Below are 15,126 nucleotides of genomic sequence, written 5' to 3' on the forward strand. Positions count from 1 at the left end.
CTATTCCGCGAAGAAAAATTCATCAGGGCGGTGCACCCCGAAATGTGCGCCCGGCGACCAGGCCCAGATGGCTTTTTCTGGCACGTTGCGCAAGCTGTTGCTGACCACCACCGGCTGCGGGGCACCGTTTATGATGCCAATCGCAAAGACATTGTCGGCGTGAATATCCACCATTTTCTGCCAGATCAGACCGCGATCCACCGAGGAATACGCCCTGGTCCACTGATGCGCCAAGTCGTTCAGCTCAATGGCCGCGGGCAGATCGGGTGGTTCCCCAACCGCACCGTGATTCTGATGGTACTGCCCCCACTTCGGCCAGGCCTGAAACGCCTGATCCCACGGCGCCAGATACGACGGAGAGGTATACGGCTGTGGCAAGCCGTTGTCCCAGCCAAACCAGGTAGAGGCCATGGTTTCACCTGCATAAACCCGGTTGCGCAGGATATCACGCTCCAGCGGACGCATGATCAGCTTCACGCCGATCTCGGCCCAGTTGTCGGTGATGATCTGCAGCGCGTTTTCCACTTCCTGCCGCTCGCCTGCGGTCTCAATGACCATCCAGGCAGGCCGTCCGTCAGGCAGCAGGCGGAAGCCATCTTTGTCACGTTTGTCCAAGCCCATTTCATCGAGCATCGCATTGGCCATCTCGACATCTCGGATCGCCCAGGCATCACGGTTTGCTTCTTTGAAGAAAGGGCTGACAGGCAAAACCGTCATGCCACCAGGCTTGGCCAGACCAAAATACAGGCCTTTGTTTATGGTTTTGCGGTTGATCGCCAGCGACAGCGCCCGGCGGAATCGCACATCGCGCATCACTTCACGCCAGCCCTCGTCATTGTAGTTCAGGTTTGGATAAATCGCGATCTGGCTGGCCGTGCCATTGCCCCACAGCTTGGTTTTGTAACCGCCGGATGCTTCGCCCTTCTTCAGGATCGCCGCATCTTTGAAGTCCAGTCCCCGCGCCTGAAGATCCACCTCACCTGCGTTGGCTTTGGCCGCCACCAGCCCCGGAGCCACCACCTGCATTTCGATCACATCAACGTAGGGCAATTGCACACCGTTGGTGTCGACCCGGTGATAATAGGGATTGCGCACAAACAGGAACCGGCTCTTGCCGTCTTTGGTCGCCATCATCCAGGGCTGCAACGTGGGCAGATCCGGATTGTCGAACTTATACATGTTGTCCTGACGGTTGTGCAGCGCCGCCCAGCTGCGCACCCGCGCCTCATACAGCCGCTCGCGCAGCTCTTCTTCGTCGGTGAAATCCGCATGATACGGCTTCAGATAATGCGCCGGGCGATAAATGAATGGCGGACGGGCCTCTGCCAACATCTGCAAAAACTGCGGGTTGGGCTTGCTCCATTCATAAATGACTGTGTGCTCATCCGGGAAGCTTACCTTCGGCAACTCGCCTTCCACGCGCAGGAAATCCACCGGGCCGGAGGGGGACAGCAACTCGTTGTTGGCCACGTTTTCCCAGAAGTAACGGAAGTCCTCAGAAGTGAACGGATGCCCGTCAGACCATTTATGGCCAGGACGCAGATGCAGGGTGAACTTCTTGTCGTCTTCGTTCTCAAAACTCTTGAGAATATCAGCGACCAGTTCGTAACGCTCGTTGAACCCCACCAAACGGCCATAGCCATAGACCACCATCTGGCGCACGTCTTTGGAGCGGGTCACCATGGTGCGCAGCGTGCCACCTTGTTGTCCAAGCTCGCGATTGCGCAGTTTGAGATCTACAACCTTTGGCGCGTCTGGCACCCGTTCCGCCACCGGTGGCAGGCTGCCTGCGTCCACATCGGATTGCCAGAAGCTGCTCTCCTGATACTCCGCCTGCGCGGCGCTCAGGCCCAAGACGGCAAAGGCCGCGGCAAGGATCGGGGTTCTAAACATGGAAACGTACCTTATGTCCGGGGTCGGTCTCGGTCAGCGGAGGGGCATCCGCGCCGACAAATCTGAATTCTTCGGGCCAGGACGACGGTGATCCCGCTCCCTGTGCCACAATTTTGAGGTCGATGGGCCGGGAGATGTCCGGCTCTGGCTGCGCTGCGATCAGCGCTTTGGTGTAGGGGTGCTTTGGATTGTAAAACAGCTGCTCCGGTGGGCCTTGTTCGACCACTAGACCAGAGCGCATCACCGCCACCTCATCTGCAATCCGTGCCACCACCGCGAGGTCGTGGCTGATGAACAGATAGCTCAGGTTCAGCCTATCACGGATGTCTTCCAAAAGCTGCAGCACTTGCTCCTGCACCGACACGTCCAGCGCCGAGGTCGGCTCGTCACACACAAGCAAGATCGGGTTGAGCATCAAGGCGCGGGCAATCGACAAACGCTGCCGTTGGCCACCGGAAAACGCATGTGGGTAGCGGGTGAGCATGTTTTCGTTCAGCCCAACCCATTTGAGGATTTCCACGGCACGATCAATCCGGTCACTTGGGGAGCCAATGCCGTGAATTTCCAATGGTTCGCACAGCGCATCTTTCACCCGCATGCGCGGATTGAGCGTGCTGTAAGGATCCTGAAACACCATTTGGGCCTTGCGCTGGAATTTCAGTCGGGCATCGCCGTCCAGATCCTGAAGGTTCACCGGCTCGGACTCGGCTGTCTCCCGGAACAGGATCGACGCCCCTGCATCCGCCCGCTCCGCGCCCAGCGCCATGCGGGCACAGGTGGTTTTGCCCGATCCGGACTCGCCCACGACCGCTAGCGTCTTGCCACGCTCCACGCCAAAATCGACACCTCGGACAGCGTTCACCACCGTCTTGGGTTTCCACGGCGCGCTGCCTTTCAGGATGTAGGTCTTATTGACGTCGCGCATTTCCAAAATGTAATCGCGGTCTGCTTCATCCGGTCGGTCGGCTGGCGTGGCCGGAATTTCCGGTGCCGCCGCCATCAGGTCTTTGGTGTAAGGATGCTGAGGGTCGCCCAAGATCAACTCGGCAGGCCCACTTTCCATCACCCGACCACGGTTCATCACAACCACGTCATCGGCCATATTGGCGACCACACCAAGGTCATGCGTGACCAGAACCACCGCCATGCCGTACTCGGCCTGCAGGTCTTTGATCAACCCCAACACCTGCGCCTGTGTGGTCACATCCAGCGCCGTTGTGGGCTCATCCGCGATCAAGATATCGGGCCGACCGACCATCGCCATGGCAATCATCGCCCGCTGTCGCATTCCGCCAGACAGCTCAAACGGATAGCTTTCATAGACTCGCGCCGGATCCACAAAGCCCACACGCTCAAACATCGCCAGCACGCGCTTTTTGCGCTCAGCCGCATTGAAGTCCCTGTGCAGCTTCAGCGCTTCAGACACCTGATTGCCAATCCGGTGCAGCGGCGACAATGAGCGCATAGGCTCCTGAAAAATCATCGAAACCCGATTGCCGCGAATGTCCTGCATCTTCTTTTCGCTGAGCGCCATCAGATCAATTGGATGCCCGCCTTCGCGATCACACAGCACAATCGAACCGGACCGCATCTGCGCCGCCGCTGGCAAAATGCGCAGCGCAGAGCGGCAACTCAAAGTCTTGCCAGAACCACTCTCCCCGACCAGCGCCAGCGTCTTTCCGGCCTCAACCGAAAAGCTGACATCCTCGACCACGGGCGCATCAGTCCCAAAGCCAATACTCAGGTTTTTAACCGTCAGAAGTGCCGTCACACCAAGTTCCCTCGCCACGCTCTCATTATTTTCCACCACGTGGCGGAGCGTCTTACGTCAACTCAACATGATTATCCCTGCCGGAGCAAGCACCTAGACCCTGCCCCTGCGTGATCCTCCGCAGATTTATGCATAAAGCCAGGATAGCGGCTTGTTTCATGGGGCTGACGGGCAATCGTTTCTTGCATTGTTCTGGACCCAATGCCACTAAACAGTCATATTAAACCAAGAGCATATATCCGTCCGCGTGTTCTTTGGATCCATTTTTTAGAACCAGACCCTTTGGCAATTGGCGCAGCTGCGGCTGCGGAGACATAGATGACAACACCTAGTTCCAGCTTCCTCGCCTTTGCCGAACGCCGCTTTCGTCTCAGCGGGCGTGCCTTGATCGAAAATGGGCACCCCTACTTCGTGCCAACCGATGCGCTGGAATCCCGGTCCGACCAATGGCCGGACGGCTACCTCTCGATGTCGCACTACGACTACCTTGGCCTGATGCATCACCCCAAAACGGTCGCCGCCGCCAAAGAGGCGCTAGACACGCAAGGCACAGGCGTGGGTGCGTCCCGCCTGGTGGGGGGCGAACGCCTCGCCCACCGCGCGCTGGAAGAAGACATGGCGGATTTTCTGGGTGTGGGCGGCGTGCTTTCGATCATTTCCGGCTACCTGACCAATGTCTCGGTGATTGGCCTGCTTCTGGGCCCTCGCGATCTGGTGCTGGTGGACGAGCTGTCCCATAACTCGATAGTGGTTGGAGCCCGCGGCGTAAAAGCCCGTATGGAAACCTACGCCCACAATGATCTCGACGATCTCGAACGCCTGCTGCACAAACATCGCGCGGACTATGGCCGCGTGTTGATCTGCACCGACGGGCTGTTCTCGATGGATGGTGACATCACCGACCTGCCTCGGCTGTTGGACATGAAAGACGCCTACGACGCCTGGCTGCTGTTGGACGAGGCCCATTCTTACGGCGTACTGGGCGAAACCGGACGTGGCCTCTGCGAACACTTTGGCGAAGACCCCAAACGCGTCGAAATTGCCATTGGCACCCTGTCCAAAAGCTTTGCCTCCTCTGGCGGTTTTGTCGCCGCCAATTCCGACGTGATCGAATGGATGCGCTTCTGCTTACCGGGGTTTGTCTATTCGGTTGGCCTGCCCCCCGCGACAACCGCCAGCGCCCACGCCGCCCTACGACTGCTGCATGAGGAGCCTGAACGCGTCACCAAACTGCGCGCCAATTCGCAATATTTCATGCGCAAGGCAGCTGAGGCTGGATTGAACACCGGCACCGCCATCGGCGAGGCCGTGGTGCCTATCCTGTTTGAAACGCCTGATGACTGTGTCTTTGTCGCCGAAGCGTTGATGCAACAAGGCATCTACGCCCCCCCAGTGGTGCATGTTGGCATCCCCAAAGACATGCCGCGCATCCGCTTTTTCATTTCCGCAGCCCACTCTGAGGCTGACATTGATCGGGTGATTGCTGCCGTGGCGGCCGCACTGACCACCGCCACCGCAACCCGACAACGGCTGAGCGCGGAATAGCGGCATGACCGGGAACGTCCTCACTACCATGCCGCGCCCTTGCCGGCGCCTCAACGGAGTCTGGGCCTGCGCCGTCTTAGCTCTCGCATGCTTGTACCTGATCACCGCTGCGGCATCAGCAAAACCATCTCTCGCACCTCAGTCGCTCACGGAAACGCCACATCTGCCACATGTGAACCCAAAGTTCCGCCATCCGGCCGATCTGCATCAGCTGTTTTTTCTGCAACGCACCATCAATGCCAACACCGTGGTCTACACCGCACATTTTGACGCTGCGGGCAATCTGGACACGGAAACACCTGTCGCTGTTTATTGGCGCCGCTTTCAGGAACAAGGGCAGGTCATGCCGCTGCGCTGGTATGAGCGTGCCTTTGGATTTGGTGTGCGGTTGCGCAAATCCGACAGCCCAAATGCCCTTCGCCTGACGTTTAACGGGCTAAAATCACACCCTTTGGAATTGCGCCAAACCGCACCTTTTACCGCAGCGTTTTTTGCCAGAATCAACAACCGCGACTACCGTTTGATCTATGCCTATCTGGACGTGGACGAATCCGGCCTCTTTCCCAAAGTCACGCGTCTGCGCCTCTATACAAACGACCCGCAAACCGGTCTTTATGTCACTCATACCATTGCCGTTTCCGGCGGAGCTTATACCGAATGACCCACGCCCCAGCCTCCTCCCCCATCCGCACCGTCATTGTTGGCGTTGGCAACTGCGCCAGCTCGCTGATCCAGGGCGTGTCCTACTGCCGCGCCCTAGGGGATGAGGCGGTTGGAGTCAGCTTTCCGGAGTTGGCCGGCTACACCCCCGGCGATGTCGAATTGGTTGCCGGATTTGACGTCGACAGCCGAAAAGTGGGCAAAACATTAGGCGAAGCGGCCTTTGCCGCGCCCAATTGCACCGAACAATTCCACACCAACTTGGCCGGCCAAACCGCCCCGGTGCTGCGTGGCCCCGATCTGGATGGCGTGGCGGCGCATATGCTGGCCAATCCAGCGGACCGCAGCTTCCGCCTGTCTGACGAAGCTGCCCTGACCAAAGACCAAATTGTCGCCGAACTAAAAGAGCTTAAGGCTGAGGTGATGATCATTTTCCTGCCGGTTGGCTCACAGCAAGCAGTGGAGTTCTACGTCGAATGCGCACTCGCGGCAGGTGTGGCGGTTGTGAACGGCATTCCGGTGTTCATCGCCTCGCACCCGGTTTGGGCCGAGAAATTCCGCGCCGCAGGTGTGCCGATCCTTGGCGATGACTTTAAGGCGCAAATGGGCGCCACCATCCTGCACCGCACCTTGGCCAACCTAGCGGAAATGCGCGGCGTGGAGATCGACCGCACCTATCAGCTCAACGTGGGTGGCAACACCGACTTCCTCAACATGAGTGAAAACGCCCGCCTGACCAACAAACGCGAAAGCAAGACCGAGGCGGTGCAATCCGCCATGGAGCAGCGCCTGGACGACACTGACATCCGCATCGGCCCGTCTGACTACGTGCCGTGGCTGAAAGACCGCAAAGTGGCCTATGTGCGGCTCGAAGGCCGCCTGTTTGGCGGTGCGCGCACCAACATCGAAGTGCGTCTGGATGTGGAAGACAGCCCCAACGCCGCCGCCGAGGCGCTCGTGGCCATCCGTCTCGCCCGCATCGCCTGTGATCGCGGCTTGGCTGGCCCCATTTCCGAGGCGTCCGCCTTCCTGTTCAAGCACCCGCCGGAGCAGATCGAAGACACCGACGCGCACGACGTTGTGCTGCGGTTTGTCAACGAAGGTGCCTGATGCCTGTTGCCTTCATAACGGGCGGCTCAAGCGGCATCGGCTTTGCCGCCGCTTGGGAGTTGGCAATCAAAGGCTATAGCCTCGCGCTGTTTGCCCGTGATGCGTCCAAACTTCTCGCCACCCGCGACGCCCTTTTGGAAGCCGCACCGGACGTGACCGTAGAGGTCTTTGCAGTAGATGTCGCCAATCGCGACAGTTTTGTGGAAACACTCAAAGCCGCCGTCCGCAAATTGGGCGCTCCGGAAATGGCCATTGCCAGCGCAGGTATTGCCGAGCCGGGACTGTTCCGCGAGCAAAGTTTTGAACAGCATCAGCGCCACATGGACGTGAACTACTTTGGCACACTCACCTTCATCGAGACCCTGCGCGGCCCTATGGCCGCGGCGGGCGGTGGGCGCTTTGGCCTGATCGCCTCTGGTGCGGCCTTCTTTGGCATCTACGGCTATGGCGCCTACGCGCCCTCCAAATTTGCTCTGCGCGGATTGGCAGAAATCCTGCATCTGGAGTTGGAAAACACCAACATCTCGGTGACGCTGATCTACCCGCCAGACACGGACACGCCCCAACTTGAGGCGGAGAAACGTACCAAGCCCAGCGCCACGCAAGAAATCACGGAAGGTGGTGGTTTGTGGCAGCCAGTGGATGTGGCCGGCCGGCTGATCAAAGGCATGGAGGCCGGCAAGCCAGTGGTCACACCGGGGCCGCAGATGCTGCTGCTGAACGGTCTCAGCAGCCTGATTTCGCCCATCCTGCGCTGGCACCAGCGGCGGATCATCCGCAAACACGAGGCCAAATGACCGCCCTGACTCTGCCTCACGTCACAGCCGCCATTGTCGCCATCTACGCCTTTGGGTTTGGCATCATTGCCGTGCTGGCGCTGATCCCCGCCCGCCGCAAAGACGCGATGGAATTTGGCAAAACGCTCGGCACCGCCGTTGCTCTGATTGCCGTGTTGACGGCACTGTTTTGGCTTGGCCCATATGCCCTTTATCTGGCTATGCCTATAATGGTTGCACGCATTGCATTTGAGATGGAAGCTGTGCGCTTCCCATCGAAACCAAGGATCCTATTCGCAATAACTTCATCTGGTTTTTTGGCACTTATGGCAATGTTTGTCCCGACAGAAATACAAATGCTGATTCTGGGTTGGGCATTTCTGTTCGCGCTCCATCTGTTACGAGAGGAACGCGAAAGAACCCCGGGACAAATCGATACTGACCTTATGGTATACCCAATCCTGCCCGCCTGCCTGCTGGCCTCAGGCACCATCGACACCGCCCTCGCCCCGCTCCTTCTCGCAACCTATCTGATGGTGGAAATCTTCGACAGCTTCGCGCTGTTCTTCGGCGCCATGTGGGGCCGCACCAAAGCCTTCCCGACCCTCAGCCCGAACAAGACCGTCGAAGGCCTGCTCGGCGGCGGCTTCGCCCTGCTGACCCTCTCCCTGATCACCGCTGCCGCTCTTGGACTACCGCTCCTACACACCGCCCTCACCGCGCTGCTTGTCGGTGTTCTCGCCGTGGTTGGCGACCTCGCCGCCTCCCGCCACAAACGCATCGCAGGCGTGAAAGACTACCCGCAAGTCCTGCCCCGCCAGGGTGGTCTGTTGGACAGTCTTGACAGCTGGATCGCCGCCGGCGCGGGCATCACCGCCCTGCATACCGTCGCGCAATGGTGGTGAGACACTTGCCAGCCCCCGCCTTGGCAGAGACACTCCCCCCATGAGCCAACACCGCCCACACACACGCAAATTTGCTCTGCCCCTGCCCCGGCTGCCGATTGTTCGCGTGTTGGGCAAGCCTTTAATCTTGCGCCTGTTGCTGCTGCTTCTGGTGATCGAGGCCATATTCCTCGCCGAAAGCTTCACCACCCTGATGGAGCACGCCCTGCGCTACGACGGCACCGCCCGCGACGTGCTGCATCTGCTCAGCTTCAAGACACCCGAAATTCTCGACCTCGCCCTCGCCATCAGCCTGCTGATCGCCACCTATTTTGCCACGCAGGACGCCCGCAACCGCGGCGAGCTGGTGATCCTCGCCACCGCAGGCATCCACTGGGGTCGCGTGATCGCCTTTGTGCTGCTGCTCGGAACTCTCGGCGGGATGCTCAGCTTTCTCAACGCCGGGCTTGTGCTGCCGATGGCCAAATACGGCGAACGCCTCGCCTTGGCCGCCCTGCAAAAAGACCACGTGCTATCGCGCATCAACACCAGCCGTGATCACACCACCCTGCAAACCATCCGCGACACAACCTTCATCGCCACCCCACCACAGGACACAGCCCAATCCCGCGGCCAGCTCTTTGTGTTTCAGCCCAACTTGACCGGCAACTGGCGGGTTGCGCAATCGCAGGACTGGCAGGTCACCGACCCGGCCCCGACTGACACCCACACGATCACGCTGCAATCGCTTTCCGTGCTCGAAGCGCCTTACCCAAATGGTCAACCCAAACCGCTCAACCGGTTCAAAACCGCCCAAGCCAGCTTTGCCTTTCAAATGGCGGACGCCCTGCCCGCGCCCGACACCGCCCGCACCGCCGCTGAGCAGCTGCTAGACCTCAACGCCAATCAACCCGCCCAGCTCACCCGCCTTGTCACCCGCGCCCTCATGGTGCCGATGGCCGGGCTGCTGGCCCTAGCCGCATTATTGGCTGGCGGCGCTGGCCCCTGGCGTCACACCGCCCTGCCCTTGGCCGCGCTGCTGATGATGTCCACCGATGTGGCTAGCCGCGCTCTTTTGGCGGAGTGGTCCACCACCGTCCCAACACCGGCGCTCCTGCTGCTTGCACTCACCTTCTACATCGGCCCACCGCTCGCCTACCTGCTCTGGCGCGGCGAGACGCTGATGGCGCCACAACGAGGCCGCACATGAGCTGGCGACGGCACACCGGCTTGGCCGTGCGCGCCATGGTGCGCGGCGATCTCGCCGCCATTGGCTTCATGATGTTCATTCTGCTGGTTGTGGCCCTGACCATTGATCTGGCCAAATGGCTCGACACCGTGCGCGCCCGCGCCGACGCCACGGACAGCCGGCTGTGGCAGGTGCTCTTCCCCTACATCGGCTACCGCAGCACCGACATCGTGACCCGCCTGCTGACAATGGCCTGCGTCGCGGGCGGCTTTGTGGTGACCCTGTTGCGCCACCAACGTCTCGACGATGTGGTGCTGGCCGCCGCGGGCGCCAGCCCGAGCCTGCGCCTGTCCGCGCTGCTGATTTCTGGTCTGCTGCTGGGCAGCGTGCAAATGGCAGGCGAAAACTGGCTGCGCCCCGCTGCGATAGAGGCCCAAATCGCGGCCAATCTCGGCGACTATGGCAGCCGCTATCACACCACCGATGTCGGCACGCAATGGGTGCTCACCGACACCCGCGCCCTGCGTGCCACTGTCACCCGTGGCTCAGAGGCCTATCTCAGCAACGTGATGCTGTTTGACGGCATCGATCAGCCAGCACTTACCCACGTTTTACACGCAGACACCGCCACCCCACGCGGCTTGTTAAATGTCTGGACGCTCAAAGACGTGACCATCTGGGACGCTGCCAAAGCGGCATCCGAGTTAGAACCCAAACTCGACCTCGCGCTGAATATCTCTGCTGAAAAGCTGCGCTGGTACGGCATCGACGGCTACTACCTGCCCAACGACGTCGCCCGTATCATTGCCGCCACCGATATGTCCGAGACCACCCCCACGGCCGTAGACGCCGCCACCGCGCTCGCCGTGCGCAAGGTTGCGATCTTCCTGCCCGGCATTTTTGCCTTCTTGGGCGTAAGCCTCGCCAGCCTCGGCACCCAAGGCCGCCGCTTGTCGCCGTTCAAACTGCTGGCGCTCGCAACAGTGGGCTACCTCGCTGTGGTGTCCGTGAAAGTCTTCTGGGCGCTTGGAATCCATGGCATTGTGCCGCCGATGCTGGCCGCCACCCTGCCCGCGCTCTTTGCGCTTGGCCTCGCCACGCTCCTGCAACTGTATCAAACCGGTTACCTGCCGCGCCCGCGCCGTACCACACGGAGCCTGCCATGAAGATTGTGCAGCTGACCCCCTATGCCATGGACCGTCCCGGCGGGGTGCAAAGCAACATCCGCGACCTAGCCGCCTGGTGCCGCACCCAAGGCCATGAGGTGCGCATCGTCGCCCCACCGGGTAATCCGGCGCACAGGGAAGAGGGCCTGATGACAGTCGGCAACTCCCGCCCGTGGTCGATCCATGGCACCAGCTTTGAGGTCAGCCGCGCGACCCGCCAAGACATCAAAACCGCCGTGTCAGAGCTGCGCAACTGGCGCGCGGAGGTCATCCACATGCACACGCCCTGGACCCCGCTTTTGCCGTGGCAGATGTGGCGCGCGCTCAAATTGCCCAGCATCGCCACCTTTCACGCCACCCTGCCGGAGAACGCGGGCTTTGACCCAATGTCCGCTGCTCTGCGCCGCGTCGGGCACTACTTCAACCGCCGGATCAGCCGTGTGGTGGTGCCCTCCATGGCACCCTATCGTCAATGGGAGACCGCCGGTGCCAACCCCGTGCCCGCAATATTGCCACCAGCCATCGACCTGTCGGTGTGGCGGGCCGCCGGAGACGCCTCAAAACCTTCTGACACGTTCCGCGTGGTTTACATGGGCCGCCTGGAAGCCCGCAAAGGCGTGTCTGTTCTGCTCGACGCTTGGCTTACTGTCGTCGCAGCCGTCCCCAACGCTGAATTGATCATCGCAGGCAAAGGTGAAGAGGAATCCCCCCTGCGCGCTCAAGCCGCCAATCTGCCCCGCGTCATCTTCCAACCGCCGCCCAGTGACGCCGAGGCCCGCACTCTGATCGCCTCTGCTGATGCCTTTGCAGCCCCCGCCCTGCATGGCGAGAGCTTTGGCCTTGTGCTAATCGAATCCATGGCCGCAGGCACCCTGCCTGTCGCCGCCGCCAACGAGGGCTTTGCCACCGTAATGACCGGCGCGGGCTCTGAGTTATCTGTGCCGCCCGGAGACGCTGCCGCGCTGGCGCAGACGCTCATCAAACTGGCAAATGATCCCGACAAACGCGCGCAATTGACCCAATGGGCCACAAAGCACGCCATGGAATTTGACGTTGCCACCGTTGGCCCCGAATACGTGAAATTATACGCACAGGCTCTGGTCGCCCCCACCTAAAGCCTTCCGGCTCTTGCCAAACTTGCCGACCTCATGTCACACCGGTGTCAGGGTTCTTGCCTGCGAAAGGCGCTATTTTATGACGATGGTTATTTTAAGGTGCGCCGCGTGACACAGGGCGATTTGGTCATATCAGCCGACTTTGGCACCTCCAGCGTGAAGGTCGGCGTGGTGGACAGCAGCCTCTCTGTTTTGGCCCGTGTGACCGAAAGCTATCCGTTGGTGCTAAAAACCGGTGGCATTGCCGAACAATCCCCAGAGGATTGGTGGGGCGCTTTGGCCCATGCGTTGGCCACCCTGCGCCAAGAGGTGCCGGACCTGTCTAAACGCGCCGCAGCACTAGTGTTTTCCTCACAACTCTGTGGGTTGGTTTGTTGTGACGCCAACGGCACGCCCCTGCGGCCTTGTCTGACTTGGCTCGACAAACGCGCAGCGCCCTTGGGCAAAAAACTCACCGGCGGCTTCCCAGAAATCCACGGATACAACCTCCCCCGCCTTTTGAAATGGCTGCGCCTGGCCAACGGCGCGCCCGCCAAAAACGGCATGGACCCCACGGCCAAGATGCTCTGGGTGATGCAGCAAGAGCCAGAGATCTATACCAAGACCCGCTGGATGGTGGATGTGAAAGACTGGCTGGTGCACCGCGCCACCGGCGAGATGACCACCAGCCCCGAAAGCGCCAATCTCAGCTGGGTTATGGACAGCCGCACCGGCCGCGAGAGTTGGTCTGACACGCTCTGCGCCCTCACCGGCATCGAACGCGCCAAACTGGCTCCCATCACCCAAGCCGACAGCATCGTCGGCACCCTCACGCCCCAAGCCGCCGCCGAACTGGGTCTGGACGCCACCGTCAAAGTCCTCGGTGGCACCTCCGACGTCATGGCGTCCGCGTTGGGCTCTGGCGAAGTCGCCGACGGCGCGCTGCACATCTCGGTCGCCACCTCCGCCTGGATCGCCGGGTTCTTCCCCAACCGCCGCCTCTCCGTGGCACATTCCTACGCCACAATCACCTCCGGTCTGAACTACCGCCCGCTGTTGATCGCCAGCCAAGAAAACGCCGGCTCCGCACTTGATTGGGTCTGCCAGCTCACCGGCAACGGCGCCAAAGACACCCGCTTTGCCAACATCGGCGCCTCTCAGGATGACGACCCGTTCTTCCTGCCCTGGCTCGCGGGCGAACGGGTACCGGTGGACAACTCCGCCCTGCGCGGCACCTTCCATGGCCTCAGCCTGCACCACGACAAAAATGCCCTGCGCCGCGCCGCCATCGAAGGCGTTGCGCTCAACCTCCGCTGGGCCATGTCCAAAGTCGCCCGCGAAAAAGGCGCCCAAACCTCCGGGCCGCTCTCCATTGTCGGCGGCGTGGCCTCTGATCCGGTGTTTGCCCAAACCCTGGCGGACGCGCTCAACCGCGACATCCGCGTCTGCTCAGCCCGTCACGCCGGGATGCTCGGCACCGCCACGCTGGCCGCGCCGCTGATGGGCTGGGCCAACAGTGTATGCGACGCCGCCGCCACGCTCAAAACCCGCACCTCCGCCAGCTACACACCCAACCCAACACGTACCGCCCAACTCGCCGCCCGCGCCGAACAACTCGCCAAGATCCGCCGCCTCGCGATCCGCAGCTACACCTGAAGGACACCGCCATGATTGATGGCCTGATGAAATCCACCATCGACCCGCTGTGGGAAGCCATGGCCACCCCTCTGGTCAAAGCCCGCCTGACGCCCAATCAGGTCACCTTCATCGGTCTGATGCTGATTATCCTCGTGTCACTGGCCTACCTCTGGCACCAATCCCCCGCACTGTACGGCGCAACCCTGATCGTGGCCTTTGTGTTTGACGCGCTGGACGGGGCAGTGGCGCGCCGCCGCAATATGTCCACCAAAGCCGGCGGCTATTTTGACGCCATGGTCGACCGCTACCAAGAGCTCGCCGTGCTCGCCACATTGGCCCATATGCATGACGCCTGGCCCCTCGCGCTGGCCTGTTTCTCCGGCTCTGTCATCACATCCTACGCCAAAGCCCGTACCGCCATTGAAATGCCCGTGTCCAACACCGACTGGCCTGACTTTTTTGAGCGGATGGAGCGTGTGATCTACCTCTGCGCCATGCTGCTGCTCGCAGGCGTGCTCGGCGACACCGCCATCAACTGGGGCCTCACCGGGTTTGCCATCCTTGCCCATGTCACCGCGCTGCAACGTGCCCGTCGCGCCACCCAAATGCTTCGTGCTCAGGATGCCTCCAGCGACGAGTAGCGCGCCCGGCTTTCTTTCCACGCACACCACATGTCCGGCGCGTAACTCATCACGTAAAACAAAAATGAACTCAGCAGAAACAACTCCGTGCTGACATAGGCCAAATAGACCTCAAACCGGATCGCATCTGGCGCATAGCCCTTTCCCAGGAACAGGCAAAGGTAAGCAACACCAAGCAGGATCGGCACCCAGACGTACACCCGTCGCCATCCGGCAAACCGCGGTGACCAAACACGCCCTGCAACCTGCCCCTCCGGTCCCAATGCGGCGTAGCTGCGGGACAACATCTCGCCAAAGACCACAACAAAGGCTTGGCTGAAAAAGAACACATAGCTGCCCGCCATATGCTCATCCCGAAAATGCGGAAACCTGTATTGGCTTAGAATCACCAGACCAACACAGGCCAACAGTTGCAGCAGCACCACGATCCAGGTGAGCACAGCAATCCGCCGCGTGCCATTGCCGCTGGATTGCAGCTCCCGCAAGGTGGGCAAGGTCAACAGGCACACACCAACAAACAAAACCGGCGCGCCAAGCAAAAGCCAATCAGCAAAAGGCTCGCCAATGCGCGGATCCCCAATGGACTCGCTGATGGTATACGGCCGCTCGGCGGTTTTCTCCGGGTAGAACCCCGCAAATTTCCACCGCGCGGGATAGATTTGCGCATTCACCAACAGGGTGACAAATCCGGTTGTGATCAAGGACACCAGCATCGCCCAACCAGTGCTCAGCGCCGGACGCCATTGCGTTTCACTCATA

At 60.8% G+C, this 15,126-nt stretch carries 13 protein-coding genes; 10 read left to right on the forward strand and 3 right to left on the reverse strand.

What is annotated here, in order from left to right:
• Both JXR15_RS02860 and JXR15_RS02865 read right to left on the reverse strand, forming a co-directional pair.
• On the reverse strand, window positions 1-1,893 hold the full coding sequence (locus JXR15_RS02860; protein WP_422051727.1) for an ABC transporter substrate-binding protein: 1,893 nt from the start codon (window positions 1,891-1,893) through the stop codon (window positions 1-3).
• Complete coding sequence (locus JXR15_RS02865) at window positions 1,886-3,664, reverse strand: dipeptide ABC transporter ATP-binding protein (protein ID WP_422051728.1); 1,779 nt, start codon at window positions 3,662-3,664, stop codon at window positions 1,886-1,888. The genes JXR15_RS02860 and JXR15_RS02865 overlap by 8 nt, the downstream gene beginning before the upstream one ends.
• 318 nt (window positions 3,665-3,982) lie before the next feature.
• On the opposite strand from JXR15_RS02865, the gene JXR15_RS02870 reads away from it, so the two are divergent.
• From JXR15_RS02870 to JXR15_RS02915, 10 genes are all read left to right on the forward strand, one after another.
• Window positions 3,983-5,209, forward strand: a complete 1,227-nt coding sequence (locus JXR15_RS02870) for an aminotransferase class I/II-fold pyridoxal phosphate-dependent enzyme (protein ID WP_422051729.1) — start codon at window positions 3,983-3,985, stop codon at window positions 5,207-5,209.
• Between the two features lie 91 nt (window positions 5,210-5,300).
• Window positions 5,301-5,870 (forward strand): DUF4833 domain-containing protein, encoded by a 570-nt coding sequence (locus JXR15_RS02875; protein WP_422051730.1) that lies wholly within the window; start codon window positions 5,301-5,303, stop codon window positions 5,868-5,870.
• Entirely contained in the window at window positions 5,867-6,979 is a 1,113-nt protein-coding gene (locus tag JXR15_RS02880; protein ID WP_422051731.1) for an inositol-3-phosphate synthase, read from the forward strand. Before JXR15_RS02875 ends, JXR15_RS02880 begins: the two co-directional genes overlap by 4 nt.
• Window positions 6,979-7,776, forward strand: a complete 798-nt coding sequence (locus JXR15_RS02885; RefSeq protein ID WP_422051732.1) for an SDR family oxidoreductase — start codon at window positions 6,979-6,981, stop codon at window positions 7,774-7,776. The genes JXR15_RS02880 and JXR15_RS02885 overlap by 1 nt, the downstream gene beginning before the upstream one ends.
• Window positions 7,773-8,660, forward strand: a complete 888-nt coding sequence (locus JXR15_RS02890; protein WP_422051733.1) for a phosphatidate cytidylyltransferase — start codon at window positions 7,773-7,775, stop codon at window positions 8,658-8,660. Before JXR15_RS02885 ends, JXR15_RS02890 begins: the two co-directional genes overlap by 4 nt.
• A 40-nt stretch (window positions 8,661-8,700) precedes the next feature.
• Window positions 8,701-9,849, forward strand: coding sequence for an LptF/LptG family permease (locus tag JXR15_RS02895; protein WP_422051734.1), 1,149 nt, complete (start codon window positions 8,701-8,703; stop codon window positions 9,847-9,849).
• Window positions 9,846-10,994, forward strand: coding sequence for an LptF/LptG family permease (locus JXR15_RS02900; protein ID WP_422051735.1), 1,149 nt, complete (start codon window positions 9,846-9,848; stop codon window positions 10,992-10,994). Before JXR15_RS02895 ends, JXR15_RS02900 begins: the two co-directional genes overlap by 4 nt.
• Window positions 10,991-12,109, forward strand: coding sequence for a glycosyltransferase family 4 protein (locus tag JXR15_RS02905; RefSeq protein ID WP_422051736.1), 1,119 nt, complete (start codon window positions 10,991-10,993; stop codon window positions 12,107-12,109). Before JXR15_RS02900 ends, JXR15_RS02905 begins: the two co-directional genes overlap by 4 nt.
• A 108-nt stretch (window positions 12,110-12,217) precedes the next feature.
• Complete coding sequence (locus tag JXR15_RS02910) at window positions 12,218-13,744, forward strand: xylulokinase (RefSeq protein ID WP_422051737.1); 1,527 nt, start codon at window positions 12,218-12,220, stop codon at window positions 13,742-13,744.
• 11 nt (window positions 13,745-13,755) lie between these two features.
• Window positions 13,756-14,367, forward strand: a complete 612-nt coding sequence (locus JXR15_RS02915; RefSeq protein ID WP_422051738.1) for a CDP-alcohol phosphatidyltransferase family protein — start codon at window positions 13,756-13,758, stop codon at window positions 14,365-14,367.
• Here JXR15_RS02915 and JXR15_RS02920 read toward each other — a convergent pair.
• Window positions 14,343-15,125, reverse strand: a complete 783-nt coding sequence (locus JXR15_RS02920; protein ID WP_422051739.1) for a hypothetical protein — start codon at window positions 15,123-15,125, stop codon at window positions 14,343-14,345. The genes JXR15_RS02915 and JXR15_RS02920 overlap by 25 nt on opposite strands.
• Between the last annotated feature and the right edge of the window lies 1 nt (window position 15,126).

Source organism: Shimia sp. (genome assembly GCF_049116215.1).
Classification (GTDB): Bacteria; Pseudomonadota; Alphaproteobacteria; order Rhodobacterales; family Rhodobacteraceae; genus Shimia.